At 68.5% G+C, this 25161-nt stretch carries 17 protein-coding genes; 12 read left to right on the top strand and 5 right to left on the bottom strand.

Annotated features, from left to right (window positions below; genetic code table 11):
• Nucleotides 1–12: 12 nt before the first annotated feature.
• The 3 genes from aat to HNQ73_RS02245 are packed head-to-tail and all read right to left on the bottom strand — an operon-like array spanning nucleotide 13 to nucleotide 4486.
• The gene (gene aat / locus HNQ73_RS02235) at nucleotides 13–678 is read right to left on the bottom strand and encodes a leucyl/phenylalanyl-tRNA--protein transferase (protein WP_183331793.1); all 666 of its coding nucleotides are present in this window, start codon (nucleotides 676–678) and stop codon (nucleotides 13–15) included.
• Between the two features lie 14 nt (nucleotides 679–692).
• Entirely contained in the window at nucleotides 693–2870 is a 2178-nt protein-coding gene (gene mdoH / locus HNQ73_RS02240; RefSeq protein WP_373284841.1) for a glucans biosynthesis glucosyltransferase MdoH, read from the bottom strand.
• The gene (locus tag HNQ73_RS02245) at nucleotides 2867–4486 is read right to left on the bottom strand and encodes an OpgD/OpgG family glucan biosynthesis protein (protein WP_244649791.1); all 1620 of its coding nucleotides are present in this window, start codon (nucleotides 4484–4486) and stop codon (nucleotides 2867–2869) included. The genes mdoH and HNQ73_RS02245 overlap by 4 nt, the downstream gene beginning before the upstream one ends.
• A gap of 204 nt (nucleotides 4487–4690) precedes the next feature.
• On the opposite strand from HNQ73_RS02245, the gene glmU reads away from it, so the two are divergent.
• Together glmU and glmS are read left to right on the top strand one after the other, a co-directional pair.
• Nucleotides 4691–6067, top strand: coding sequence for a bifunctional UDP-N-acetylglucosamine diphosphorylase/glucosamine-1-phosphate N-acetyltransferase GlmU (gene glmU, locus HNQ73_RS02250; RefSeq protein ID WP_183331795.1), 1377 nt, complete (start codon nucleotides 4691–4693; stop codon nucleotides 6065–6067).
• 139 nt (nucleotides 6068–6206) lie between these two features.
• Nucleotides 6207–8033, top strand: coding sequence for a glutamine--fructose-6-phosphate transaminase (isomerizing) (gene glmS, locus HNQ73_RS02255; protein ID WP_183331797.1), 1827 nt, complete (start codon nucleotides 6207–6209; stop codon nucleotides 8031–8033).
• A 22-nt stretch (nucleotides 8034–8055) separates the two neighbouring features.
• Here glmS and HNQ73_RS18055 read toward each other — a convergent pair whose 3' ends face one another.
• Nucleotides 8056–8502: a YbaN family protein gene (locus HNQ73_RS18055; RefSeq protein ID WP_244649789.1), complete on the bottom strand. Its 447-nt coding sequence runs from the start codon at nucleotides 8500–8502 to the stop codon at nucleotides 8056–8058.
• A gap of 152 nt (nucleotides 8503–8654) precedes the next feature.
• Here HNQ73_RS18055 and HNQ73_RS02265 point away from each other — a divergent pair, with 152 nt between their 5' ends.
• A complete protein-coding gene (locus HNQ73_RS02265) occupies nucleotides 8655–9428 on the top strand; it encodes a DUF502 domain-containing protein (protein WP_183331799.1) in 774 nt (257 codons plus the stop codon).
• Here HNQ73_RS02265 and recG read toward each other — a convergent pair whose 3' ends face one another.
• Nucleotides 9429–11534, bottom strand: coding sequence for an ATP-dependent DNA helicase RecG (gene recG / locus HNQ73_RS02270; protein ID WP_183331801.1), 2106 nt, complete (start codon nucleotides 11532–11534; stop codon nucleotides 9429–9431).
• Between the two features lie 221 nt (nucleotides 11535–11755).
• On the opposite strand from recG, the gene HNQ73_RS02275 reads away from it, so the two are divergent.
• The 9 genes from HNQ73_RS02275 (at nucleotide 11756) to edd (ending at nucleotide 25102) form a co-directional block, all read left to right on the top strand.
• Complete coding sequence (locus HNQ73_RS02275) at nucleotides 11756–12043, top strand: FAD assembly factor SdhE (RefSeq protein ID WP_183331803.1); 288 nt, start codon at nucleotides 11756–11758, stop codon at nucleotides 12041–12043.
• A 65-nt stretch (nucleotides 12044–12108) separates the two neighbouring features.
• Nucleotides 12109–15630 (top strand): transcription-repair coupling factor, encoded by a 3522-nt coding sequence (mfd, locus tag HNQ73_RS02280; protein WP_183331805.1) that lies wholly within the window; start codon nucleotides 12109–12111, stop codon nucleotides 15628–15630.
• A gap of 299 nt (nucleotides 15631–15929) precedes the next feature.
• On the top strand, nucleotides 15930–17186 hold the full coding sequence (locus tag HNQ73_RS02285) for an ROK family protein (RefSeq protein WP_183331806.1): 1257 nt from the start codon (nucleotides 15930–15932) through the stop codon (nucleotides 17184–17186).
• Nucleotides 17173–18705 (top strand): sugar ABC transporter ATP-binding protein, encoded by a 1533-nt coding sequence (locus HNQ73_RS02290; RefSeq protein WP_183331808.1) that lies wholly within the window; start codon nucleotides 17173–17175, stop codon nucleotides 18703–18705. Before HNQ73_RS02285 ends, HNQ73_RS02290 begins: the two co-directional genes overlap by 14 nt.
• A gap of 68 nt (nucleotides 18706–18773) precedes the next feature.
• A complete protein-coding gene (locus HNQ73_RS02295; protein WP_373284840.1) occupies nucleotides 18774–19745 on the top strand; it encodes an ABC transporter permease subunit in 972 nt (323 codons plus the stop codon).
• Nucleotides 19746–19824: 79 nt separating this feature from the next.
• Nucleotides 19825–20757 (top strand): ABC transporter substrate-binding protein, encoded by a 933-nt coding sequence (locus HNQ73_RS02300; protein WP_183331812.1) that lies wholly within the window; start codon nucleotides 19825–19827, stop codon nucleotides 20755–20757.
• Between the two features lie 69 nt (nucleotides 20758–20826).
• Nucleotides 20827–21783, top strand: coding sequence for a carbohydrate kinase family protein (locus HNQ73_RS02305; protein ID WP_183331814.1), 957 nt, complete (start codon nucleotides 20827–20829; stop codon nucleotides 21781–21783).
• The gene (gene zwf, locus HNQ73_RS02310) at nucleotides 21780–23261 is read left to right on the top strand and encodes a glucose-6-phosphate dehydrogenase (protein ID WP_183331816.1); all 1482 of its coding nucleotides are present in this window, start codon (nucleotides 21780–21782) and stop codon (nucleotides 23259–23261) included. Before HNQ73_RS02305 ends, zwf begins: the two co-directional genes overlap by 4 nt.
• Before the next feature lie 20 nt (nucleotides 23262–23281).
• Complete coding sequence (gene edd, locus HNQ73_RS02315) at nucleotides 23282–25102, top strand: phosphogluconate dehydratase (RefSeq protein WP_183331819.1); 1821 nt, start codon at nucleotides 23282–23284, stop codon at nucleotides 25100–25102.
• Nucleotides 25103–25161: the final 59 nt, after the last annotated feature.

The following is a 25161-nucleotide window of genomic DNA, read 5'->3' on the forward strand; positions in this document are numbered from 1 at the left end:
GCCGGCCGGCGCCTAGCGGGCCGCCGAAACGATGTAGCGGCCGTCCCTGTGGGCGTCGACGGGGAGAGCGTCCCAGTCGGCCGGCGTGGCTATGCTCTTCTGCAACATCTGCAGATAGGTCTTCTTCGGCACCTCGGTGGCGCCGAACTGGCGCAGATGCTCGGTGACGAACTGCGTGTCGAGCAGGGTGAAGCCACCCCGGCGCAGGCGGGCGACGAGGTGGACGAGCGCCACCTTCGAGGCGTCGCGCTCGCGGTGGAACATGCTCTCGCCGAAGAAGGCGCCGCCGAGTGCCACGCCATAGAGGCCGCCGACGAGCCTGCCGCCGTCCCACACCTCGACGGTGTGGCAGTGGCCGAGGTCGAAGAGTTCCCCGTAGAGCGTTCTGATCTTCTGGTTGATCCAGGTCCGCTCGCGCCCCGGCGCGGCTTCGGCGCAGCCTGCGATCACCGCATCGAAGGCGCTGTCGATGCGAATCTCGAAACGGCCCGACGCAACGGTCCGCGCCAGGCGACGCGGCAGGTGGAAGCCGTCGAGCGGCAGGATGCCGCGCTCACGCGGCTCGACCCAGAAGAGCCCCGGCTCGTCGGCGCTCTCGGCCATGGGGAAGAGGCCGCAGGCGTAGGCTTTGAGCAGAAGCCCCGTCGTGATCTCGCCGCTGCTCCCACCTTCGCTCATCGGTTCGGCGTCCGCTATTCCGCCGCCTCGTCATAGGCCGGGCGGTCGGCCGGCATCTCCTCGGGCAATCCCGCGAGCAGCGCCAGCAGCGCCCGGTCATGCAGCAGCACCATGCGCTCCTTTGGCTTCAGCCAGGCCACAGCATCGTCGATCGAGCGGGCATCGACAAGCTTGGCCTGCGCCAGCGCACGCTCGGCCTCGATCATGCCGCGCGGGCGCGGCTCGGCCGGCGGCAGCATCGCCTCGTGCGCCGCGCGCAGGACCGGGTCGGCATGGATGGCGCGCAGGCCATCGGCCTCGTCGAATCCGTGGGCCGCGAACTCCTTCGTAAGCGCGGCCGCGCGCAGGGCGATCGGCGGCGGGGCGGCTTCCTCCGGCGTGAGCAGGAGGCCCCACCGCTTGAGGGCGAGGCCCGCCGCCAGCGTGCCGCTGAGCCACGAGAGCGGTATGGCGAGCACGAGGCCGAGAATCGTCGGCGACATCCAGGCGAACAGCGACGTGGAAATCAGGAAGGCGGAGACGCCAGTGATGATGCCGAGCAGGACATGCATGCGGTGGCGCCGCACGATGTCGCGAAAGGGAACCGAGCCGTCGTCGCGCCGCTGCGGCTGCCAGCCGGTGTCGCGCCCGGCCAGGATCTGGAAGACCGCCCCGGACTGGATGAGCATCATCATCGGGGCGAGCATCGCCGAGAGCACGATCTCGATCAGCGCCGAGAGCACGAGCCGGAGGCCGCCGCCGCTCGGCCGCCGGATCGAGCCGCGCAGCAGGGCGAGGATGAGGCCGAAGAGCTTCGGCGCCAGCAACACGGCCATGGTCAGCGCGAAGAGCGCGAGCGCCCGCTCGGCGTCGAAGCGCGGCCAGATAGGAGACAGGGCGAACTCGCTCGTGAAATACTCCGGCTTCACGTAGCGCGTCTGCAGCACGAGGACGAGACCGACCACGAGCTGCATGAGCCAGAAGGGCGAGGCGAGGTAGGACATGATGCCGGTGGCGAAATGCTGCCGGCTGGCGAGTTTCAGTCCCCGTGCGCCGATGACGCGTATGTGCTGCAGGTTGCCCTGACACCAGCGGCGGTCCCGCGCGGCCACGTCGATGAGGGAGGGCGGGCTTTCCTCGTAGCTGCCCTGGAGGTCCGGCAGCATGTAGACCGACCAGCCGGCGCGCCGGATCAGTGCCGCCTCGACGAAGTCGTGGCTGAGGATGTGACCGCCGAACGGCGGCTTGCCCGGCAGGTCCGGCAGGCCACAGTGGGCCGCAAAGGCGGCGGTGCGGATGATGGCGTTGTGGCCCCAGTAGTTGCCGTCACGGCCCATCCAGACGGCGAGTCCCTTGGCAATGACGGGGCCATAGATGCGCGCCGCGAATTGCTGCAGGCGGGCGAACAGCGTGTTGCGGTTGATGACGAGCGGCAGGCTCTGGATGATGCCGGCGTCGGGGTCCGCCTCCATCGCCGCCGCGAGCCGCACGATGCAGTCGCCGGTCATCAGGCTGTCGGCATCGAGCACCAGCATATGATCGTAGCGGGCGCCCCAGCGCGTCACGAAGTCCGCGATGTTGCCGGCCTTGCGGTGGGTGTTCTTCGGACGGTGGCGATAATAGAGGCGGGCATTGGGGCCAAGGCGCTGGCGCAGTGCCAGGAAGGCCCGCTCCTCCGCGATCCACACGTCGGGGTTGGTGGTGTCGGAGAGGATGAAATAGTCGAAATGGTCGCCGAATCCGGTTTCCTCAACGGATTCCCGGATGGCCGCGACCGCGGCGAAGACCCGCGCGGTGGACTCGTTGTAGATCGGCATCACGACGGCGGTGCGTCGCGTGAGCGCCGTGGGTTTCGGCGGGACCTGCCGGCTGAAGAGCAGGGCGAGAAAGCCGACGACCGCCGAGCTGAAGGCCAGCGCGATCCACGAGAAGTTGACGGAGAAGAGCGCAACCAGCACCCACTGCAGCACCGTGGTGCGGCTGACGGACACGACCTGCACCATCTCCCACACGCCGTAGGCGGTCACGGCCGCTCCGCCGCCGAAGACGGCGAGCCGCGCGAGCCAGGGCACGGGAAAGGGCTTCGTCGGCTGGCGCCGCTCGGTCCGCGGGTCGAAACGCCGCAGGGACTGGGTCGGCATCGCGAGCGGTGCCTCGGGCGGCATCGCGTCCGGGATGGGCGTCATCAGGCGTGGATCGGCGTGGTCCGTCATGGCGTCCAACGATATAGCCACGTCTCGCTCGCAGCCTTGCCGGCCGCCTCAAGCAGCAGGCGCAACTCGGAAGCCGTCTCGTTTCCCGGATCGAGCTCGAAGGTCACACGCAGTGTGCGCCTTTCGGGGTAAGACCACAATCTGAGATCGTGGATCTGGCCCGGCGTAGCCGAAAGAGACGGCTTTATTTCGACAATTGCGGCAGGGTCTGCCAGGCGCTCGCCGACGAAATCGATGGCGAAGCGCCGCCGGTTGCCGGAGCTGCCCCGGCCGGCGCGGGTGTTGGCGACGATGGCGAGCGGCGGGCGCTCCGGCGGCGTCCAGCACCAGTAGAGGCGGTAGGAGATGTTCGCCTCCACGCCGGCCTTGTAGGGCGCGGCCGGGCGCCAGTAGGCGATGACGTTGTCGTTCCGGTCCGAATCCGTGGGCACCTCGATGAGCTGCACGTTGCCCTTGCCCCACTCCCCGAAGGGCTCGAGCCAAAGGCTGGGGCGCAGCTCGAAGCGGCGCACGTCGTCCTGAAAGGCCGAGAAATCGCGGTCGCGCTGTAACAGGCCGAAGCCGCGCGGATTGTCGTCGATGAAGGCGGAGATCTGCAGCGTCTCCGGGTTCGACAGCGGGCGCCATATCCACTCGCCGCGGCCGTTGAGGATCTGCAGACCCTTGGCCTCGTAGGCGGCGACGCGCACGTCGTCGGCCGCCCCGTCATTGGGTCCGAAGACGTAGGTGGCGTTCATGGGACCGATGCCGACGTGGTCGAGGTTGGTGCGCGGGAACAGCGCCACCTCCACGTCCGTGATCGTCATGTCGCCGGGGCGCAGCGTGAAGCGCACCGCGCCGGCAGCGCTCGGCGCATCGAGAAGTGCGTGCATGGCGAGACTGTCGGACCCCGGCGCCGGCCGCTCGATCCAGAAGGCGCGGAACAGCGGAAACTCCTCGCCGCGTGCATCGGCGGGCTGCAGCGCCAGCGTGCGGGCCGTGACGCCGTAGTTCTGGCCGGAGGCGATGGCGCGGAAGAAGGTTCCGCCCTGAAAGACGGCAACCTCGCGCTTGGGCTCGCGCCCGGAGCCGAAGAACACCTTGAAGCCGGAGAAGTCGAGGTTGCCGACGTCCGCCGGCGGCTGCCGGTTGCCGAAGGAGAAGCGCCCCGGGTCGTAGACCACCCGGCGGATGATGCCGTCCTCGACGACGTAGATCGTCACGGCATTCGTGTAGATGAACCCGCGGTGCAGCGGCTCGATGGAGAAGCTGCGGCCCTCGCCGGCCCACACCCGCGCCGTCTCGTGCAGGCGGATGGTTGAATAGTCCTCGAAGGAGAGGTTGGCGAACGCGTCGGGCAGATTCGTCGGCGGCGGGACATAGTCCTTGCGCGCGATGGTGCTCGCCACCTCCGCCACGCGGGCGGCGTGGAACGGCTTACCTTCGGAGAGGACGGCCTCGATCGCGACCTGCGGAAAGGACTTGTCCTGGGCGAAGGCGGGCCTTCCCGGCAGGCCGAGCGCCATCCCGCCCGCAAGGCCGAGGCCGAGACGTAGCGCCTCCCGGCGATCGAGACGGAGTGCGGACGCGACGGAGCCGGAGGGGGTAGGCGATTCGTTCAGCACTTTGGCAGTCAACTCGGCCTATCGTTCAATTCGGAGTGCTGGCGCGGCCTTCTATCACGCTTTCTTTGCCAGCGGCGAAATTTCATAGAGTCGCGAACAGCTTCCATGTCGGACGCAAGCACCTTTGACAGTGGCAACGATTTGCGGTCGTAAAGAGGCCGAAATTTGGACGCTGTCCGCGGGGAAAAAGCGGATGAGACGCGGGAGAGGACATTGGTGAACGCATCGAATCCGGCGGCGGCCCGTCGCTGCCTCGTCGTCGTGCTGGCTGCGGGCGAGGGCAAGCGCATGCAGTCGCATAAGCCCAAGGTTCTCCATGCGCTGGCCGGGCGTAGCCTTCTCGCCCATGTGCTCCATGCCGTCTCGGCCGCCGGGGCTGATGCGGTGTCCGTCGTCGTCGGCCCGGGCCGGGACGACGTGGCGGCCGAAGCGCGCCGCGTGCGCCCGGACGCCACGGTGTACGTGCAGGCCGAGCGTCTGGGCACCGCCCATGCTGTGCTGGCGGCGCGCGAGGAGATCGCGCGGGGCTATGACGATGTCATCGTCGCCTTCGCCGATACGCCGCTCGTCACGGCCGAGACCTTCTGCCGCCTGCGGGCGGAGCTCGCCCGCGGGGCGACCGTCGCCGTGCTCGGCTTCGAGGCGTCCGACCCCAACGGCTACGGGCGCCTCATCGTCGAGAGCGACGATCTCCTCGCCATCCGCGAGCACAAGGACGCGACGGAGGAGGAGCGGCGCATCCCCCTGTGCAACGCCGGCCTGATGGCGCTCGCAGGCAGCGAGGCGCTCGCGCTGCTCGAGGCGATCGGCCAGGACAATGCCCAGCGTGAGTTCTACCTGACCGACGCCGTGGCGGTGGCGCGCGCCCGCGGCCTCACGACCCATGTCGTGGTTGCCGATGAGGCAGAGGTGCAGGGCATCAACGACCGCGTGCAGCTTGCGCAGGCCGAGGCAACGCTGCAGTCGCGCCTGCGCCTTGCCGCCATGCGCGAGGGCGCGACGCTGCAGGCGCCGGAGACGGTCTTCCTCAGCGCCGACACGCGTCTTGGCCGCGACGTGGTGGTGGAGCCACACGTTGTCTTCGGGCCGGGCGTGACGGTGGAGGACGGGGCCGTCATCCATTCCTTCTCGCATCTGGAAGGCGCGCGTATCCGCGCCGGCGCCTCCGTAGGCCCCTATGCCCGCCTGCGTCCGGGCGCCGACATCGGTGAAGGGGCGCGCGTGGGTAATTTCGTTGAGATCAAGAACGCGACGCTCGGGGCGGGCGCCAAGGCCAATCACCTGAGCTACCTGGGCGATGCAACGATCGGCGCCAAGGTCAACATCGGCGCCGGAACCATCACCTGCAACTACGACGGCTTCCGCAAGCACCGTACCGAGATCGGCGCAGGTGCCTTTGTCGGTTCCAACTCCTCCCTCGTTGCGCCGGTCGTGATCGGGGAGGGAGCCTTCATCGGGTCGGGCTCCGTGGTGACGATGGACGTGCCGGCGGACGCGCTCGCCGTGGGCCGCGCGCGGCAGGTCACCAAGGATGGCTGGGCACAGAAATTCCGCGAAACGTTTAGTGACGCTTCTACCAAAAAGAGCGAATGACGGGCATGCTTGGCTGAAGCCCGACGTCACAAACGGATATCGAACGTGATTTGAACCTGCGCGCCGCGATCGTATACCACGTCGTCCCGTCTGGGTCGGCGATACGACTGTTCCGGCCTTTTCGGGGAGTAGAACATCCATGTGCGGCATCGTGGGAATACTCGGACGGCAGCCGGCTGCTCCGCTCGTGGTCGATGCGCTGAAGCGTCTCGAATACCGCGGCTACGACTCCGCTGGCGTCGCCACCCTCGAGAACGGGCGGCTGGAGCGTCGCCGGGCCGAGGGCAAGCTGCGCAACCTGGAGGAGAAGCTGGCCCGCTCGCCTCTGTCGGGCCCGATCGGCATCGGCCACACCCGCTGGGCGACGCACGGGCGCCCCAACGAGACCAACGCGCACCCTCACGCGACGGACCGCCTCGCCGTGGTCCACAACGGCATCATCGAGAACTTCCGCACGCTCAAGGAAGAGCTGCAGGCCGAGGGTGTCGTCTTCGAGACCGAGACCGACACGGAGGTTGTCGCCCAGCTCGTGACGCGCGAGATGCGGGCGGGCAGGGGCCCGGTCGACGCCGTTGCCGCCGTCCTGCCGCGGCTGAGGGGCGCATTCGCGCTCGCCTTCCTCTTCGCGGGCGAGGAGGACCTGCTCATCGGTGCCCGCCACGGGGCGCCGCTAGCCATCGGCTACGGCGACGGCGAGATGTACCTTGGCTCGGATGCGCTGGCGCTGGCCCCGCTCACGGACGAGATCTGCTACCTTGAGGACGGCGACTGGGTGGTGCTGTCCCATCAGGGTGCCGTCATCCGCGACATGTCGGGCAAGGTCGTGCAGCGTGAGCGCCAGCGCTTCGCGCCGGGCGCCTTCATCGCCGACAAAGGCAACCACCGCCATTTCATGGCCAAGGAGATCCATGAGCAGCCCGAGGTTGTGGGGCGCACCATTGCCCACTACGTCGATCTCGCGGCCGGCCGGATCAAGATGCCGGCGGAGCTCGACGTTGATTTCCGCAAGGTGAACCGCCTCGTCATTTCCGCCTGCGGCACGGCCTATTACGCCGGGCTCGTCGCTCGCTATTGGTTCGAGCGGCTGGCGCGCCTGCCGGTGGAGATCGACGTCGCCTCCGAGTTCCGCTACCGCGAGACGCCGCTCTTTGAGACGGATCTGGCGCTGTTCATCTCGCAGTCGGGCGAGACCGCCGATACGCTCGCCTCGCTGCGCTATGCCAGGGCGAGCGGTGCCAAGGTCCTGTCCGTCGTCAATGTGCCGACCTCGACCATCGCCCGTGAAAGCACGGCGGTCCTGCCCACGCTCGCCGGCCCGGAGATCGGCGTGGCGTCGACCAAGGCCTTCACCTGCCAGCTCGCTGTCCTGCTGGCCTTGGCCATCGCCGCCGGGCGCGCGCGGGGCACGCTGAGCGAGCGGGACGAGGAGGGGCTCGTCTCTGCTCTCGTCTCGGTGCCGGGGCTGATGGCCGAGGCACTGAAGAGCGAGCCCGAGATCGAGGGCTTGGCGCGCGAGCTGTCAAAGGCGCGCGACGTGCTCTATCTCGGCCGCGGCATGGCCTATCCGCTCGCGCTTGAGGGGGCGTTGAAGCTCAAGGAAATCTCCTACATCCATGCCGAGGGCTACGCCGCTGGCGAACTCAAGCATGGTCCCATCGCCCTCATCGACGAGACGGTGCCCGTCATCGTGCTGGCGCCGAACGACGCCGTGTTCGAGAAGACCGTGTCGAACATGCAGGAGGTGGCGGCGCGCGGCGGGCGCATCATCCTCGTCGGCGAGGAGAATGCGGCACGCGAGGCGGCTGTGGACACGATGGCCACCATCGCCATGCCCGCGATGAACCCGATCATCGCACCCATGGTCTACGCCGTCCCGGCGCAGCTGATCGCCTATCACACGGCGCTCTTCATGGGGAAGGACGTGGACCAGCCGCGCAACCTCGCCAAATCCGTCACCGTCGAGTGAGGCAGCGGGCGGGGCCCGTCGCTCACGATTCTGCGATGGGCTCCGGCCGCGTCACGATATAGACCGCCACCGCGATGAAGCACGCGGCGGCCGCGATGCGGCCGATCAGCGGTGCGGCAGAGGCTAGTACCAGGCCGTAGCTGGCGACGAGGCTGAGGCAGGCGATCCACTTCACCCGGCGCGGGATGGAGCCGTTGGCGCGCCATGCGCGGACGGAGGGCCCGAGATAGCGGTGCTCGAGCAGCCATTGCTCGAAGCGCGGCGAGGATCTGGCGAAGCAGGCCGCCGCGAGGATGAGGAAGACCGTGCCCGGCAGCAGCGGCATGACGAGGCCGACTGCACCAACGGGGACGAAGAGGCAGCCGAGACCGAGATAGACGAGGCGCACGGCCGGCGAGCGGGGCGCAATGCGGCGCTCCGCACGGGTCGCTTCGCCTGGGCGGTCCTCTCTGCTCGTCCTGTCTTCCACGGCCCCTTCCGTTGCGAGCCGACCGGGTGCCGGTCGCGGGTTGGCATCCTTGCAAGGAAAATGGCAAAGGCCCATCAATTGTGGAAGGGCTTCGCGGCGGCGGTGCGGCCGCATGACACGCCCGGGCAAGCCTTGCAGGGCAGGTTGAGCGGATGGACGACAGACAAACACATCCGGAAGAGGGAGGCGCCATTCCGACGGCGCACCAGATCGCCCAGGAGGTGGCCGCTTCGGCGGTGGGGCCGCAGACAGCCGGCTCGCGCGTGAGAAACTACTTCCTGACGGGCGTCGTTGTCGCCGGGCCGCTCGCCATCACCGCCTACATCGTCACGTGGATCATCGGCCTCATCGACGGCTGGGTGAAGCCGCTCATTCCCGCGGCCTACCTGCCGGACACCTATCTGCCCTTCGCCATCCCCGGATTCGGGCTGGTGGTGGCCTTCGTCGGTCTGACGCTGCTCGGTTTCCTGACGGCGAATCTCGTCGGACGCTCGCTGCTCAATTTCGGCGAGCGCATCCTGGCGCGCATGCCGGTGGTGCGGGGGCTCTACAAGGGGGTGAAGCAGGTCTTCGAGACGGTGTTCTCGGAGCACGGCACGTCGTTCCGCTCGGTGGTGCTCATTCCCTATCCCTCGCGCGAGGTGTGGTCGATCGCCTTCCTCTCCGCGCCGCCAAGCCCCGCCATCGCCGAGCGTCTGCCGGAGGCCGGCGAGTATGTCGGCGTCTTCATGCCCTGCACGCCCAACCCGACGACGGGCTTCTTCTTCTATCTGCCGCGCAAGGACGTCATCGAGGTCTCCATGACGGTGGAGGACGCAGCCAAGCTGATCATGTCCGGCGGCGTCATCCAGCCGGACAGCGCCGCGTCGGCGCCCAGAACGCTGCCGGCGCACAGGCGCAAGGACCTCGAGGCGGCGTCGCCGTAGTCAGCCGGCGCGCAGCAGGCGGATGGCCTCATCGCGCTCGAAGAGATAGAGCAGCAGCCGCAGGGCCTCGCCGCGCGGGCTCGCGAGCTTCGGATCGCGCTCGATGATGAGCCGGGCGTCGTCGCGGGCGGCGGCGATGAGGTCCGCGTCCGTCTCCGTGCGCACCAGGCGGAAGTCGGGCGCGCCGGATTGACGCGTGCCGAGGATCTCGCCCTCGCCGCGCAGCCGCAGATCCTCCTCGGCAATGCGGAAGCCGTCGTCCGTCTCGCGCATGATCCTGAGCCGCGCCTCGGCGACGGGACCCGGCGGCGCCTTGTAGAGGAGAAGGCAGGTGGAGGCGGATGCCCCGCGGCCGATGCGTCCGCGCAGCTGGTGAAGCTGCGCGAGGCCGAAGCGCTCCGCATGTTCGATGACCATGACGGTGGCCTCGGGCACGTCGACGCCCACCTCGATGACCGTCGTCGCGACGAGGATCTTGATGACTCCCGCCGCGAAGCGGGCCATGACGGCGTCCTTGTCCCGCCCCGCCATCTTGCCGTGCAGCAGGCCGACGGCCTCGGCGCCGAAGGCAGCGGCAAGGCTCGCGTACCGCTCCTCCGCCGCCGCAACGTCGAGCGTTTCCGATTCGGCAACGAGCGGGCACACCCAGTAGACGCGCGCCCCCGCGCGGATGGCGCGGCCGGTGGCGCTCACCACTTCGTCGAGCCGCTCGAGCGGCACCGCGCGCGTGTCGATGGGTTTGCGGCCGGCCGGCTTTTCCCTGAGCACGGACACGTCCATGTCGCCGAAATAGGTGAGTACAAGAGTGCGCGGGATGGGCGTGGCGGTCATGACGAGGACGTCCACCGCCGCGCCCTTGGCGCCGAGGGCGAAGCGCTGGTGCACGCCAAAGCGATGCTGCTCGTCGATGACGGCGAGGCCGAGATCCCGGAAGGCGACCTCGTCCTGAAAGAGCGCGTGCGTCCCCACCACGATGTCCAGCCCGCCGTCGGCGAGCGCGGCGAGTGTGCGGCGCCGCTCGCTGCCCTTGTCCCGTCCGGTGAGAAGGCCGAGGCGCAGGCCGGCGGCCTCGGCGAGCGGCGCGAGACGCTCGAAATGCTGGCGGGCGAGGATCTCCGTCGGCGCCATCATCGCAGCCTGACGGCCAGCCTCGACGGCGCTCGCCATGGCCATAAGGGCGACGACCGTCTTGCCCGAGCCGACGTCGCCCTGCACGAGGCGCAGCATCCGCTGCGGCGCAGCAAGGTCGCGCCGGATGTCGGCCACCGCCTGCTCCTGCGACGCGGTGAGCGCGAAGGGCAGGGCCGCGCGCAGGCGGGCAACGATGCGGCCGTCGCCAACGTTCACCCGTCCCGGTGCGCGGCGCAGGCTCTTGCGCAACAGCGCAAGGGCGAGCTGGGTGGCCAGCAACTCGTCGTAGGCGAGGCGGCGTCGCGCCGGACTGTCGGGTGTGAAGGCTGCCATGTCCTGCGGGGCGTGCAGGCGCTCGAGCGCTGTGCGGAAATCGGGAAAGTCGTTGCGGGCCAGCCAGCTCTCCTCCTGCCACTCGGGCAGGGCCGGCACCCGGGCGAGGGCGGCGCGGGCGATGCGATTCACGTAGCGCGCCGACAGCCCCTCCGTCAGGTTGTAGGTCGGTTCCACCGCCGGCATATCCGCGAGCCCGGCGGCATCGACGATGCGGTCCGGATGGACCATCTGGCGCCGGCCGTCCCACAGCTCGATCTTGCCCGAGACAAAACGCTGCTCTCCAGGAGGCAGCAGCTTGTCGAGGCGCCGCCTGTCGGCGTTGAAGAAAACGAGAGTCACATCGCCCGTCTCGTCCTCGACGACGACGCGATAGGGCGCGCGCGAGCGGCCGGGGGGCGCGGGGTGATGCGAGACGACGCGGACGCAGAGTGTGACAACCTCGCCCGGCACGGCGTCGGCCACCGTCGGGCGGGCGCGCCGGTCGACCGCGCCGTGAGGCAGGTGGAAGAGCAGGTCGAGCACCCGCGCAGGTTTGCCCGGCTCGCCCACGAGCCGGTCGAACAGCAGTCTCATGCGTGGGCCGACGCCGGGCAGAGAGGTCACTTCAGCAAAGAGCGGATCGAGGGACGAGGGGCGCATCGCCGTGGGCTCGAGGCTCGGAGGAGAGAATCGCGGGCGTATCGTGTGACAGCTGCCTATCATAGCTGCCGACAGCCGTGGGCGGCCCGACGATAGACCACGCCAGACCGCCAGCCACGGGGACCGGGGCAGCGGAGCCCGATGACAGGTGGTCGCGGATCGGCTGACAGGATGCCGGCAAGGGCTTATATGCACGTGACTCGTGCAGACGGGAGAAAGCCATGGACAGCGCGACCGAGGCGATGGATATGCGCCGCCGGCGCATCCTTTACCGGGCCTGGCATCGCGGCATGCGGGAAATGGATCTCATCATGGGCCGCTTTGCCGATGCCCATGTCGCCGGCCTGAGCGAGCAGGAGATCACGGAGTTCGAGAAGCTGATCGAGCTTCCCGACCAGGATCTCTTTTCCTGGATCGCCGGCAGCGTGCCGGTGCCGCCCGACTACGATACGCCGCTCTTCCATCGCATGCGGGATTTCCACGCCAGCGGCAATCCCTCGGGATCGTAACGTTCGAGAACCCTTGCGCCCCGGCACGATCCGGCTGACGGGTGCGTTCGTCATCCAAGAAGATCATGCAGCTCAAACGCGCCATCGAAGCCCTGCAGCGGGCGGAAAGCCTCACCATCGCGAGCGCTCCGGATGGATTGGATGCCATCGTGGTGGCCGATCTCGCGCGTGGCCTCGCCAGGGGCGAGGAACGTCCCGCGACGCTCGTGCACGTGGCGCGTGACGGCCAGCGCATGGCCGCCATGGAATCGGCGCTCGCCTTCGTCGCGCCGGAGATCGACGTTCTCTCCTTTCCTGCCTGGGATTGCCAGCCCTACGATCGCGTCTCACCCAATGCCGCGATCACGGCGCGGCGCATGACGACGCTCTCCCGCCTCGCCCGCACCCGCGCGGGGGAGGACAAGCCGCGCATTCTCCTCACCACGGTCAACGCCATCCTGCAGCGCGTGCCGCCCATTGCCCGCATCGCTACCGAGACCCTCTCTGCGGCGCCGGGCAACGTCATGGACATGGAGGCGCTCATCAGCTGGCTGGAGGTCAACGGCTTCCTGCGCACCGGCACCGTGCGGGACACGGGCGAATATGCCGTGCGCGGCGGCATTGTGGATCTCTATGCGCCCGGAATGCCGGAGCCACTGCGCCTAGACTTCTTCGGCGACACGCTCGAATCCATCCGCGCCTTCGACCCGGAGACGCAGCGCTCGACGCACCAGCTGCGCGCGCTCGATCTTGTGCCGATGAGCGAGTTGCAGCTGACCACCGAGACGATGCGGCGCTTCCGCCAGGGCTACGTCGCGACCTTCGGGGCGGCGACCCGGGACGACACGCTCTACCAGGCGGTGAGCGAAGGGCGCCGCCATCCCGGCGTTGAGCACTGGCTGCCGCTGTTCCACGACCATCTCGACACGCTCTTCACCTACCTGCCGGGCGTGCCCTTCATCTTCGACGCGCTTGTCGACGATGCGGCGGGCGAGCGTCTCGCGCAGATCGCCGACTATTACGACGCCCGCAAGGCGGCGCTGGAGCAGCCCGCCATGGGCGGGACGCCTTACAAGCCCCTGCCGCCGGATGCGCTCTATCTCGGCGCGAGCGAGTGGGCGGAGCAGATTGAGAAGGAAGCCGTCGCGCGCCTGACGCCCTTCGCCCAGCCGCAGACGAGCGGACGGCTCGTGGTCGATGTCGGCGGCCGGCAGGGGCGCAGCTTCGCCGCCGAGCGGGCGGACGAGACGGCGAATGTCTTCGATGCCGCCGTGCGCCACGTGCGCGAGCTGCAGAAGGCGGGCAAACGCGTGGTGCTCGCCGCCTGGTCCGAGGGCTCGCGCGAGCGTCTGGCGCACGTGCTGGCAGACCACGGGCTGACGCAGGCCAAGCCGGTATCGCGCCTTGCCCATGTCTCGGCGCTCGCCCGCAACGAGGCCGCGCTCGCCGTCTGGGGGCTGGAGCATGGTTTCGAGACAGATGATCTCGCCGTCATCGGCGAGCAGGACATCCTCGGCGACCGGCTGGTGCGCGCCAAGCGCAAGACCAGGCGCGCGCAGGATTTCATCGCCGAAGTCTCGAGCCTTACCGCCGGCGACCTCGTGGTGCATGTCAACCACGGCATCGGCCGCTTCGTCGGGCTCAAGACCATCGATGCCGCCGGCGCGCCGCACGACTGCCTCGAGCTGCACTACGCGGGCGGGGACAAGCTGTTCCTGCCGGTGGAGAATATCGAGCTGCTGTCGCGCTACGGCTCGGAGGACACCGAGGCGGTGCTCGACAAGCTCGGCGGCGTCGCCTGGCAGGCGCGCAAGGCCAAGCTCAAGAAGCGCATCCGCGAGATGGCCGGCGCGCTCATCAAGATCGCTGCGGCGCGCGCCCTCAAGGAGGCGCCGCGCATCGAGCCCCCCGCCGGGCTCTACGACGAGTTCGCGGCGCGGTTCCCCTACGAGGAGACGGAGGACCAGCAGAACGCCATCGACGCGGTGCTCGACGATCTCGCCGCCGGTCGGCCCATGGACCGACTCATCTGCGGCGACGTTGGCTTCGGCAAGACCGAGGTGGCGCTGCGGGCCGCCTTTGCGGTCGCCATGTCGGGTTACCAGGTGGCCGTGGTCGTGCCGACGACGCTCCTGGCGCGCCAGCACTACAAGGCCTTCACCGAGCGTTTCCAGGGGCTGCCGGTGCGCATCGCCCAGGCTTCCCGTTTCGTCTCCGCAGGTGAGATGAAGAAGGTGAAGGAGGGGCTCGCCGATGGCACCATTGATATCGTCATCGGCACGCACGCCCTGCTGGGCAAGACCATCTGCTTCAAGGAGCTGGGCCTCATCATCGTCGACGAGGAGCAGCATTTCGGCGTGGCTCACAAGGAGCGGCTGAAGGAGTTGCGCGCCGAGGTGCACGTGCTGACCCTGACGGCCACGCCCATCCCGCGCACCCTCCAGCTTGCCCTGACGGGCGTGCGGGAGCTGTCGATCATCGCCACGCCGCCGGTGGACCGCCTGGCGGTGCGCACCTTCATCACGCCGTTCGACCCGCTCGTCATCCGCGAGGCACTGCTGCGCGAGCGCTATCGCGGCGGCCAGGCGTTCTACGTCTGCCCGCGCATCGAGGATCTCGCGGAGGTGAAGGCATTCCTCGATGCCGAGGTGCCCGAGGCACGCGTGGTCGTCGCTCATGGCCAGATGCCTGCCGGCCAGCTCGAAGACGCCATGACGGCTTTCTACGATGGCAAGTTCGACATCCTCCTGTCGACGACGATCGTTGAATCGGGCCTCGACATCCCGCGTGCCAACACGCTCATCGTCCACCGGGCGGACATGTTCGGCCTCGCCCAGCTCTACCAGCTGCGCGGTCGTGTCGGCCGTTCGAAGACGCGCGCCTATGCGCTCTTCACCGTGCCCGCCAACCGCACGCTGACGGCGACGGCCGAACGCCGGCTCAAAGTGCTGCAGTCGCTCGACACGCTCGGCGCCGGCTTCCAGCTCGCCAGCCACGACCTCGACATCCGCGGCGCGGGCAACCTCCTCGGCGAGGAGCAATCCGGCCACATCAAGGAGGTGGGCTACGAGCTCTACCAGCAGATGCTGGAGGAGGCGGTGGCGCAGCTCAAGGCTGGCGTCGCCGACGAGGAGACGGAGGAGCAGTGGTCGCCGTCGATCACCATCGGTACGCCGGTGATGATCCCCGAGAGCTATGTGCCGGACCTGCAGCTGCGCCTCGGCCTCTACAAGCGCCTGTCCACGCTGGAGCGCGACGACGAGATCGAAGCCTTCGGCGCCGAACTCATCGACCGCTTCGGCCCCCTGCCGGAGGAGGTGGACCAGCTTCTCAAGCTCGTGGCCATCAAGGCCCTGTGCCGGCGCGCCAATGTGGAGAAGGTCGAGGCCGGTCCCAAGGGCCTCATCGTTGCCTTCCGCGACAATGCCTTCGCCAATCCGGAGGGCCTCATCGCCTATGTGGCCGGTGAGGGCACGCTGGCAAAGGTGCGGCCCGACATGCGGATCGTCTTCATTCAGGACATGGACACCGCAGAAGCGCGCCTCAAGGGCACGGCCCGCGTGCTGCGCGACCTCGTGCGCATCGCGGAGCAGAAAAAGGCAGCGTAACGCGTCGCTGCGCCTCATCCGGCGGCGGCGCCCCGGGCATCGCGATATGATGCGTGCCGCAGCGAGTCTCTCGATCATCGCGCGACGTTGAAGAAGCGCCGACACGGCCAGGTGACGGTGATCGGATTCCTTGTATGGCGCTTCAATATATCTGCATAAGTTATTGCATATTATGCATATTACCGTCTTGCTGGCGATCAGCTCTGCCGGGTTGACAGCAGGAGCGGAACGTTTCTTAATAAATCAACATGATTTATAAAAAGGTCGCTGCTGGCGGCCGGGAAACGTCAGGACGGGCCATGCGTGCCATGCGGTCCGGGCAGGGGACGAATTCCCTGCAGATCCGGCAGTACAATCAGCGTCTGGTCTTGCGCTGGCTGCGCCGCCTCGGCGAGGCGTCCAAGGCGGATCTCGCCCGCGCTGCGGACCTCACCAGCACGGCCGTCGGCCAGATCGTCGACGAACTCGACGCCCTCGGGCTCGTGGAGACGGTCGGCAAGCGTCATCGCGGCCAGCGTGGCCAGCCGGCGACGATCCTGCGGCTCAACAGAGCGGGCGCTTACGGCATCGGCGTCCGGCTCGACCGCAGCCGTATCGAGACGGCGCTCGTTGATCTGGGCGGCCATCTCCTTGCCCAGTACACACATGACATCGACCTGCCGTCGCCGGCCGCGACGCTCGAGATCGTCCAGCGTGACGTGGAGCAGCTGCTCGCCTTCTGCACACCCGAGATGCGCGAGCGTATCACCGGCATCGGCATCGGCCGTCCCTACAATCTCGGCAGCTGGCTTCAGCAGCTCGATCTCGTCGAGGTGCCATCGCTGCGCGAGTGGGATGATGCGGATTTTGCCGGCGACCTTGCCCGCGCCACGGGCCTTGCCACGGTGGAGGAGAACGACGGCGCCGCGGCGGCGATTGCCGAGCTGTTCCATGGCCTGGGCCACGAGGCGGACAACTTCCTCTACCTGTTCATCGGCCCTTGCATCGGCGGCGGGCTCGCCATGGGCGGGGATTACCTGCGCGGCGAGACCGGCAACGCCGCCGACGTCGCCGTGATGCCGGTGGGGCCGAGCCGGCTGCCCTCGGCGCCGCAAGGCCCCGAGACCAACATTCTCCTCACACGCGCCTCGCTCAACGCGCTCATCCGCCATCTGCGCCACTGCGGGGCGCGGGTGACCGGCCTCGGCGACCTGGCGGCGGCGATGAACGCCCATCCCCGAGCGGTCGAGGAATGGATGGACGACTGCGTCGACGCGCTCGTCGGGCCGCTCCTCTCCATGCGGGCCTTGCTCGACATCTCGCTCGTCGCGCTCGACAGCGACCTCGACCGGGTGTGGATCGACCGTCTGATCGTGCGGCTCGAGAAGGCGCTTGCCGCCGGTGTTGCCGAGGCCCGTACGCCGCCGCTGGTGCGGGCCGGCCATTTCGGCCCCTATGCGGGCGCGCTCGGCGCGGCGAGCCTGCCGCTCTTCGTCCACCTCAGCCCGCGGACGGGCATCCTTACCGGCGAGGCAACCGTCGGCGTCAAGGGAGGCAGCGAGCATGTCTTCGCCTGAGCCCATCCTCGAGATGCGCGGCATCTCCAAGACCTTTCCCGGGGTCAGGGCGCTCTCCGACGTGCAGCTCACCATCTATCCGGGCGAGATACACGCCCTGATGGGCGAGAACGGCGCCGGCAAGTCCACGCTGATGAAGGTGCTGGCCGGCGCCTATCAGGCCGACCCCGGCGGCGAGATCCGCATTGACGGCAAGCCCGTGACCATCGACGGGCCGCTCGCTGCCAAGGCGCACGGCATCGCGATCATCTACCAGGAGCTGGCACTCGCCCCGAACCTCACTGTGGCCGAGAACATCCATCTCGGCATGGAGATCAGCCGCCATGGCATGATCGACCGCCAGGCCATGGCGGAGGCCTGCAGCGAAGTGCTCAAGCGGCTCGGTGCCACCTTTGGCCCGCGCACGCTGGTCGCCGACCTGTCGATCGCCGAGCGCCAGCTCGTCGAGATTGCGCGAGCGGTGCATGCGAGGTCACGCATCCTCGTCATGGACGAGCCGACCACGGCGCTTTCCTCGCGCGAGACGGACCGTCTCTTCGCCCTCGTGCGCCAGCTGCGGGCGGAGGGGCTGGCCATCATCTACATTTCCCACCGCATGGCCGAGGTCTACGAACTGTCCGACCGTGTCTCGGTTCTGCGCGACGGCACCTATGTGGGCACGCTCGGCCGCGACGAGATCAGGCCCGATACCATCGTGCGCATGATGGTGGGGCGCGACCTGTCCTCCTTCTACAAGAAGGACCATACGGCAGGCGTGCGCAACGCGCCCGTGCTCGAGGTGCGCAACGTCGGCGACGGCACGCGCGTCAGGGGCTGCTCCTTCACGCTCCACGCAGGCGAGGTGCTCGGGCTCGCCGGCCTCGTCGGGGCCGGGCGCACGGAGCTCGCGCGCCTCATCTACGGCGCCGACAGGCGCACTAGCGGCGAGATCGTCGTGGGGGGCAGGCCGGTCGACATCCGCAGGCCGCAGGATGCCATCGACGCCGGACTCGTCTATCTCACCGAGGATCGGAAGGCACAGGGCCTCTTCCTCGACATGACGGTGGCCGAGAACCTCAATCTCGGCGTCATCGGCCGGGATGCACGCGCCGGCGTGCTCAATCGCAGCAAGGCTCGCTGGCGGGCAGAGCGAGCCATCAAGTCGCTCGCCATCCGCGTGGCGAGCCCGGAGGTGACGGTCGGCTCCCTCTCGGGCGGCAACCAGCAGAAGGTGCTGCTCTCGCGCCTTCTCGAGACGGAGCCCAGGGTACTCATCCTCGACGAGCCCACGCGCGGCGTGGACATCGGCGCCAAGTCGGAGATCTACCGCATCATCGACCAGCTGGCGAAGAGCGGCGTCGGCGTCCTCGTCATTTCCTCCGAGCTGCCCGAGATCGTCGGCATCGCCGACCGCGTCCTCGTGATGCGCGAGGGCGAGATCGCGGGCGAGGTCGGCGGCGACACCGGCCTCGCCATCACCCAGGAAAACATCATCGCGCTCGCGACCGGCGTCGACCGCGCCCTGATGGCGGCCGAGTGAGCGACCAGAGGAGAGGGACCCCCATGTCCGCAGCCGAAGAAGCCGCTCTTGCAACGCATCGGCGCATCATGCTGCAGGGGCTCGTGCGCACTGTCGGCATGCTGCCGGTACTCGTCATCCTGTGTATCCTCATCCACCTGCTCACCATCTACGTGGCCGGGGAGGGGCGGTTCCTGACGGCGCAGAACCTGTCCATCGTCGCCCAGCAGGCATCGATCAACACGGTGCTCGCGGCGGGCATGACCTTTGTGATCCTCACAGGCGGCATCGACCTGTCCGTCGGCTCGATCCTCGCCGCCTCGGCTATGATTGCCGTCATCGCCTCGCAGGATTTCGGCAACCTCGGTGTGCCGGCCGCCATGGCGACGGGCCTGTTCTTCGGCCTCGTCAACGGTGCGCTCATCGCCTTCGTGCGGCTGCCGCCGTTCATCGTCACGCTCGGCTCGCTCACGGCCGTGCGCGGTATCGCGCGTCTGCTCGGCAACGACACGACCGTGTTCAACCCGGAGCTGCCCTTCGCCTTCATCGGCAACGGCTCGCTCGTCCTCGTGCCGGGGGTCATCGCCATCCCGTGGCTCGCGGTCATCGCCATGGCGGTGATCCTGGCCTCGTGGTTCATCCTGCGGCGCACGGTGCTTGGCGTCCACATCTACGCCGTCGGCGGCAATGCCGACGCGGCCCGCCTGTCGGGCATCAAGGTCTGGGCCGTCCTGCTCTTCGTCTATGCGGTCTCGGGCCTGCTCGCCGGGCTCGGCGGGGTCATGTCGGCGGCGCGTCTCTATGCCGCCAACGGCCTGCAACTCGGCCAGTCCTACGAGCTTGACGCCATTGCCGCCGTCATCCTCGGTGGCACGAGCTTTGTCGGCGGCATCGGCTCCATCTGGGGCACGCTCATCGGCGCGCTGATCATCGCCGTGCTGTCGAACGGCCTCATTCTGCTCGGCGTCTCCGACATCTGGCAGTTCATCATCAAGGGGCTGGTCATCATCGGCGCTGTGGCGCTCGACCGCTTCCGCCTGCAGGGCAGCGCCCGCACCTGACGGGCCGTCGGCTCACCCAGAAGGCGCCGTTCTGGTCCGGCGCCAGGATCTCAACGACCGACCAGGGGAGGAAAACACCATGCTGAAACGCGTTCTGCTTGCCGGTGCCGCGCTCGCGCTCGCGACCTCCGTCGCCAGTGCCAAGGAGCTCAAGTCGGTCGGCATCACCCTCGGCTCCCTCGGCAACCCGTTCTTCGTCACCCTCGCCAAGGGGGCCGAGGCCAAGGCCAGGGAGATCAATCCCAACGTGCGCGTCACCTCGGTTTCGGCCGACTACGACCTCAACAAGCAGTTCACGCAGATTGACAACTTCATCGCCTCCGGCGTCGATCTCATCCTGCTCAATGCTGTCGATCCCAAGGCCATCGAGCCTGCGGTGAAGAAGGCCCAGGCGGCCGGCATCGTCGTCATGGCGGTTGACGTCGCGGCGGCGGGCGCGGATGCGACGGTGCAGACCAACAACGTTCAGGCCGGCGAGATCGCCTGCCAGTACATCGTCGACAAGCTCGGCGGCAAGGGCGACGTCATCATCCAGAACGGCCCGCAGGTCTCGGCCGTCATCGACCGCGTCAACGGCTGCAAGGCGGTGTTCGAGAAGGCGCCGGGCATCAACATCCTGTCGTCGGACCAGGACGGCAAGGGATCCCGTGAGGGCGGTCTCAATGTCATGCAGGGGCACCTGACGCGCTTCCCGAAGATCGATGCCGTCTTCGCCATCAACGACCCGCAGGCTATCGGCACCGATCTCGCCGCCAAGCAGCTCAACCGCAAGGGCATCATCATCACCTCGGTTGACGGCGCGCCGGACATCGAGGCGGCCCTCAAGGGCGACACGATGATCGAGGCTTCCGCAAGCCAGGATCCCTATGCCATGGCACAGCTGGCGGTGGAGGTCGGCTATGGCATCATGAACGGCAAGAAGCCCGAGCAGCCGATGGTGCTGATGCCTTCGACACTCGTCACGCGCGACAACGTCAAGGACTACAAGGGCTGGTCGGCGCCGCGCGGCTGAGCCGGCCCGTTGCGGAAGGCGGGCGCCGGTCATTCCGGCGCCCCCACGACAAGAAGGCATGCAAGGGCCATGATTCTCGTTTGCGGCGAGGCACTCGTCGATCTGTTCATCAAGGCACGCGGCGAGGGAGGGCTCGACGCAGCGGCAGTCGTTGGCGGCTCGCCCTTCAACGTCGCCGTCGGCCTCGCGCGCCTCGGCTGCCCGGCGGCGTTCTGCGGCGCCATCGCCCGCGACCCGCTCGGCGAGGAGCTCGTCGCCACGCTGGTACGCAACGGGGTCGACGTGGCGCATGTGCGGCGCAGCGACCGGCCGACGACCCTCTCGCTGGCCTCCGCCACCCCGGATGGTAGTGTGCACTACCGCTTCTATGGCGAGCAGGCGGCGGACCGGGACCTGCCCGCCGCGGCGCTGCCAGACTGCAGCGGCTTTGCCGCCATCGCCGTGGGTTCCTACAGCCTCGGCGTCGAGCCGGTCGGCTCCACAATCGAGACACTCCTGGCCCGCGAGGGGGGCCGCCGGGTCGTGAGCATCGATCCCAACCTGCGGCCGGACATCATTGGCGACATGGGCCGCTGGCGCGAGCGCTTTGCGCGCCTTGTCTCCCACGCCACCATCGTCAAGGCGAGCGCCGAGGACATCGCCACGGCCTACGGGCAGGACGCGGATGTCGGCGCCATGGCGGCGGCCTGGCTCGCGGCCGGTGCGAAGCTCGTCGTGGTCACCCGGGGCGAGCAGGGCGCCAGCGCCTATCTTGCCGACGGCGCCGTGCTCGATGTGCCGGCACGGCCTGTCGACCTCGTCGACGCGGTAGGCGCCGGCGACACCTTTCATGCCGCACTGCTTGCGTTCCTTGCCGAACGAGGCAAGCTCGACCGTCAATCGATCGCGACGGTCGACCACGAGACCGTCACCAATGCGCTGCACTATGCGGCGAGCGCCGCCTCTGTCACCTGCAGCCGCAGGGGCGCAGACCTGCCAACGCGGCAGGAGGTGGAAGCGATTTTGCACGAAAGAACAGTGGCATGACGAGCCGTGTTATTCCTGTTTCTCCGTTCGTGCTCGTGGTCTTCGGCGCGACGGGCGATCTCTCCCAGCGCAAGCTGTTGCCCGCGCTCTACCATCGCGATCAGGCGGGCCAGCTTCCCCCCGAGGCCAGGATCGTCGGCGCCTCGCGCCGTCATCTGAGCGACGAGGATTTTCGCGCGCTGGCGAGGAAAGCTCTCGAGGAGCACGTCCCGGCGCGCGACATCGAGCCCGGCGCGCTCGAGCGGTTCCTCGCCCGGCTGAGCTATGTTGCGGTGGATGCGACCGGCAAGGATGGCTGGGATGCGCTCGCCCGTGCCGCCGGTGCGGCGGAACATTTCGTCCGCGTCTTCTATCTTGCCACCTCGCCCGATCTGTTCGGGCCCATCTGCGAGCAGATCGGCGCCCATGGCCTGGTCGACGGGCGCACGCGTGTGGTGGTGGAAAAGCCCCTCGGCAAGGATCTCGCCTCTGCCCAGCGGCTCAACGCTGCCATCGGACGCGTCTTCCCCGAGGAGAGCATCTACCGCATCGACCACTATCTCGGGAAGGAGACGGTCCAGAACCTAATGGCGCTGCGCTTCGCCAACGCGCTGTTTGAGCCGCTGTGGAACGCCGCCCATATCGACCACGTGCAGATCACCGTGGCCGAATCCCTCGGCGTGGAGGGGCGGGCCGGCTATTACGACACGGCCGGCGCCATGCGCGACATGGTGCAGAACCACCTGCTGCAGCTGCTCTGCCTCGTCGCCATGGAGACGCCCACGTCGCTTGCGGCAGACCCGGTGCGTGACGAGAAGCTCAAGGTCCTCAAGGCGCTCGTGCCCATCGGCCGCCACAACGCTGCGCAGGTGACCGTGCGCGGCCAGTACCGCGCCGGCGCCTCGGCCGGGGGCGCTGTGCCGGGCTATCTGGAAGAGCTCGGCGCGCATGCCAGCAACACCGAGACCTTCGTTGCCCTCAAGGTCGAGATCGCGAACTGGCGCTGGGCCGGCGTGCCGTTCTACCTGCGCACGGGCAAGCGGCTCGCCACGCGTGTGTCGGAGATCGTCGTCACCTTCCGGGCCATTCCCCATTCGGTGTTTGATGCGAGCGCCGGGCCGATCACGCCCAACCGCCTCGTCATCAGGCTGCAGCCGGACGAGGGGGTGAAGCTGTGGCTGATGATCAAGGATCCTGGCCCCGGCGGCATGCGCCTGCAGCACCTGCCGCTCGACATGAGCTTCGCCGAAGCCTTCGGCGTGCGCAATCCGGATGCGTACGAGCGCCTCATCCTCGATGTCGTGCGCGGCAACCAGACGCTTTTCATGCGCCGCGACGAGGTGGAGGCAGCCTGGGCCTGGATCGATCCCATCATCGAGGCGTGGCAGGAGACGCGCGACGCCCCCAAGTCCTACACGGCGGGCACCTGGGGGCCCTCGGCGTCGATCGCGCTCATCGAGCGCGACGGCCGCACCTGGTACGAAGACGGCGCGATGTAGTGCAGCCCACGGAGATTGCCATGACCGTTCAAGCGCGGATCGGCGAGGTCACCGAACGCATCGCAAGGCGCAGCCGCGACGCGCGCGCCCGCTATCTCGAGCGCATCGCCGCTGCGGCGGAGGCGAAGCCGCGGCGCGGCCATCTCGGCTGCGCCAATCTCGCGCACGGTGTCGCCGCCTGCGGAGCGATGGACAAGGAGCGGCTCGCCGGCTCGGACGCGCCGAACCTCGGCATCGTCACCGCCTACAACGATATGCTCTCGGCGCATCAGCCGTTCGAGCGCTTCCCCGGGATCATCCGGGACGCTGTGCGCGAGGTGGGCGCCACCGCCCAGGTCGCTGGCGGCGTGCCGGCCATGTGCGATGGGGTCACCCAGGGCGAGGCCGGCATGGAGCTGTCGCTGTTCTCGCGCGACGTCATCGCGCTGTCGACGGCGATTGCCTTGTCGCACCAGATGTTCGACGCCGCCGTTTTCCTCGGCGTCTGCGACAAGATCGTGCCGGGGCTCGTCATCGGCGCCCTGTCTTTCGGCCATCTGCCGGCCGTCTTCGTGCCTGCGGGGCCGATGACCTCGGGCCTGTCCAACGACGAGAAGGCCCGGACCCGCCAGCTCTATGCCGAGGGCAAGGTGGGGCGCGAGGCGCTGCTGGCATCCGAGATGAAGTCCTATCACGGGCCCGGCACCTGTACCTTCTACGGCACGGCCAATTCCAACCAGATGCTCATGGAGATCATGGGCCTGCACCTGCCGGGTGCGTCCTTCGTCAACCCCAACACGCCGCTGCGCGACGAGCTGACGCGGGTGGCGGCCAGGCGTGCAATCGCCATCTCGGCCCTTGGCAACGAATACACGCCCGTCGGGCGCATCATCGACGAGAAGGCCGTGGTCAACGGCGTGGTCGGGCTGCACGCCACCGGCGGCTCGACCAATCACACCCTGCACCTCGTTGCCATGGCGGCCGCTGCCGGCATCACGCTGACCTGGGACGACTTCGCCGATCTCGCCGAGGTGACGCCGCTGCTCGCCCGCGTCTATCCCAACGGCAAGGCGGACGTGAACCACTTCCACGCCGCCGGCGGCATGGGGTTCCTCATCCGCGAGCTTCTGGGCGCCGGTCTGCTGCACCGCGACGTGACCACCGTCTGGGGCACGGGGCTCGAAGGCTACCTCGTGGAGCCGGGACTCGACGAGAACGGTGGCATCGTGTGGCGCGAGGCGGCCGCGCAAAGTGGCAACACCGACATCCTGCGCGGCGTCGCCGAGCCCTTCCAGCCGACGGGCGGGCTGAAGGTTCTGGACGGTCCGCTCGGCCGGGCGGTGATCAAGACCTCCGCCGTGGCACGCGAGCGCCACGTGATCGAGGCCCCGGCGCGCGTCTTCCACAGCCAGGAGGAGCTGCAGGCGGCCTTCAGGGCCGGCACGCTCACCGGTGACTTCGTCGCGGTGGTGCGCTTTCAGGGGCCGAAGGCCAACGGCATGCCGGAGCTGCACAAGCTGACGCCGCCGCTCGCCGTGCTGCAGGACCGCGGCCAGCGCGTGGCTCTCGTCACGGACGGGCGCATGTCCGGCGCATCCGGCAAGGTGCCGGCGGCAATCCATGTCACGCCGGAGGCAGCCGACGGCGGAGCCATCGCGAAAATTCGCGATGGCGACATCATTCGCGTCGATGCCCTCAACGGCCGGCTCGACGTGCTGGTCGACGCGGCGGAGTTCGCGGCGCGTGCGCCGGCTGAGGCGGACCTCTCGTCCTCGCATGTCGGCGTGGGGCGGGAGCTCTTCGCCGGCTTCCGCCATCTGGTCGGCCCGGCGGAAAAGGGAGCGGCGATCTTCGCGGCCTGACACGGCAGGCGGATGCGAGCTGACAATCGTCAATAAATCCGATTATCGTGTTGACGGTA

Origin of the sequence: Chelatococcus composti (assembly GCF_014201415.1) — a bacterium.
GTDB lineage: Bacteria > Pseudomonadota > Alphaproteobacteria > Rhizobiales > Beijerinckiaceae > Chelatococcus_A > Chelatococcus_A composti.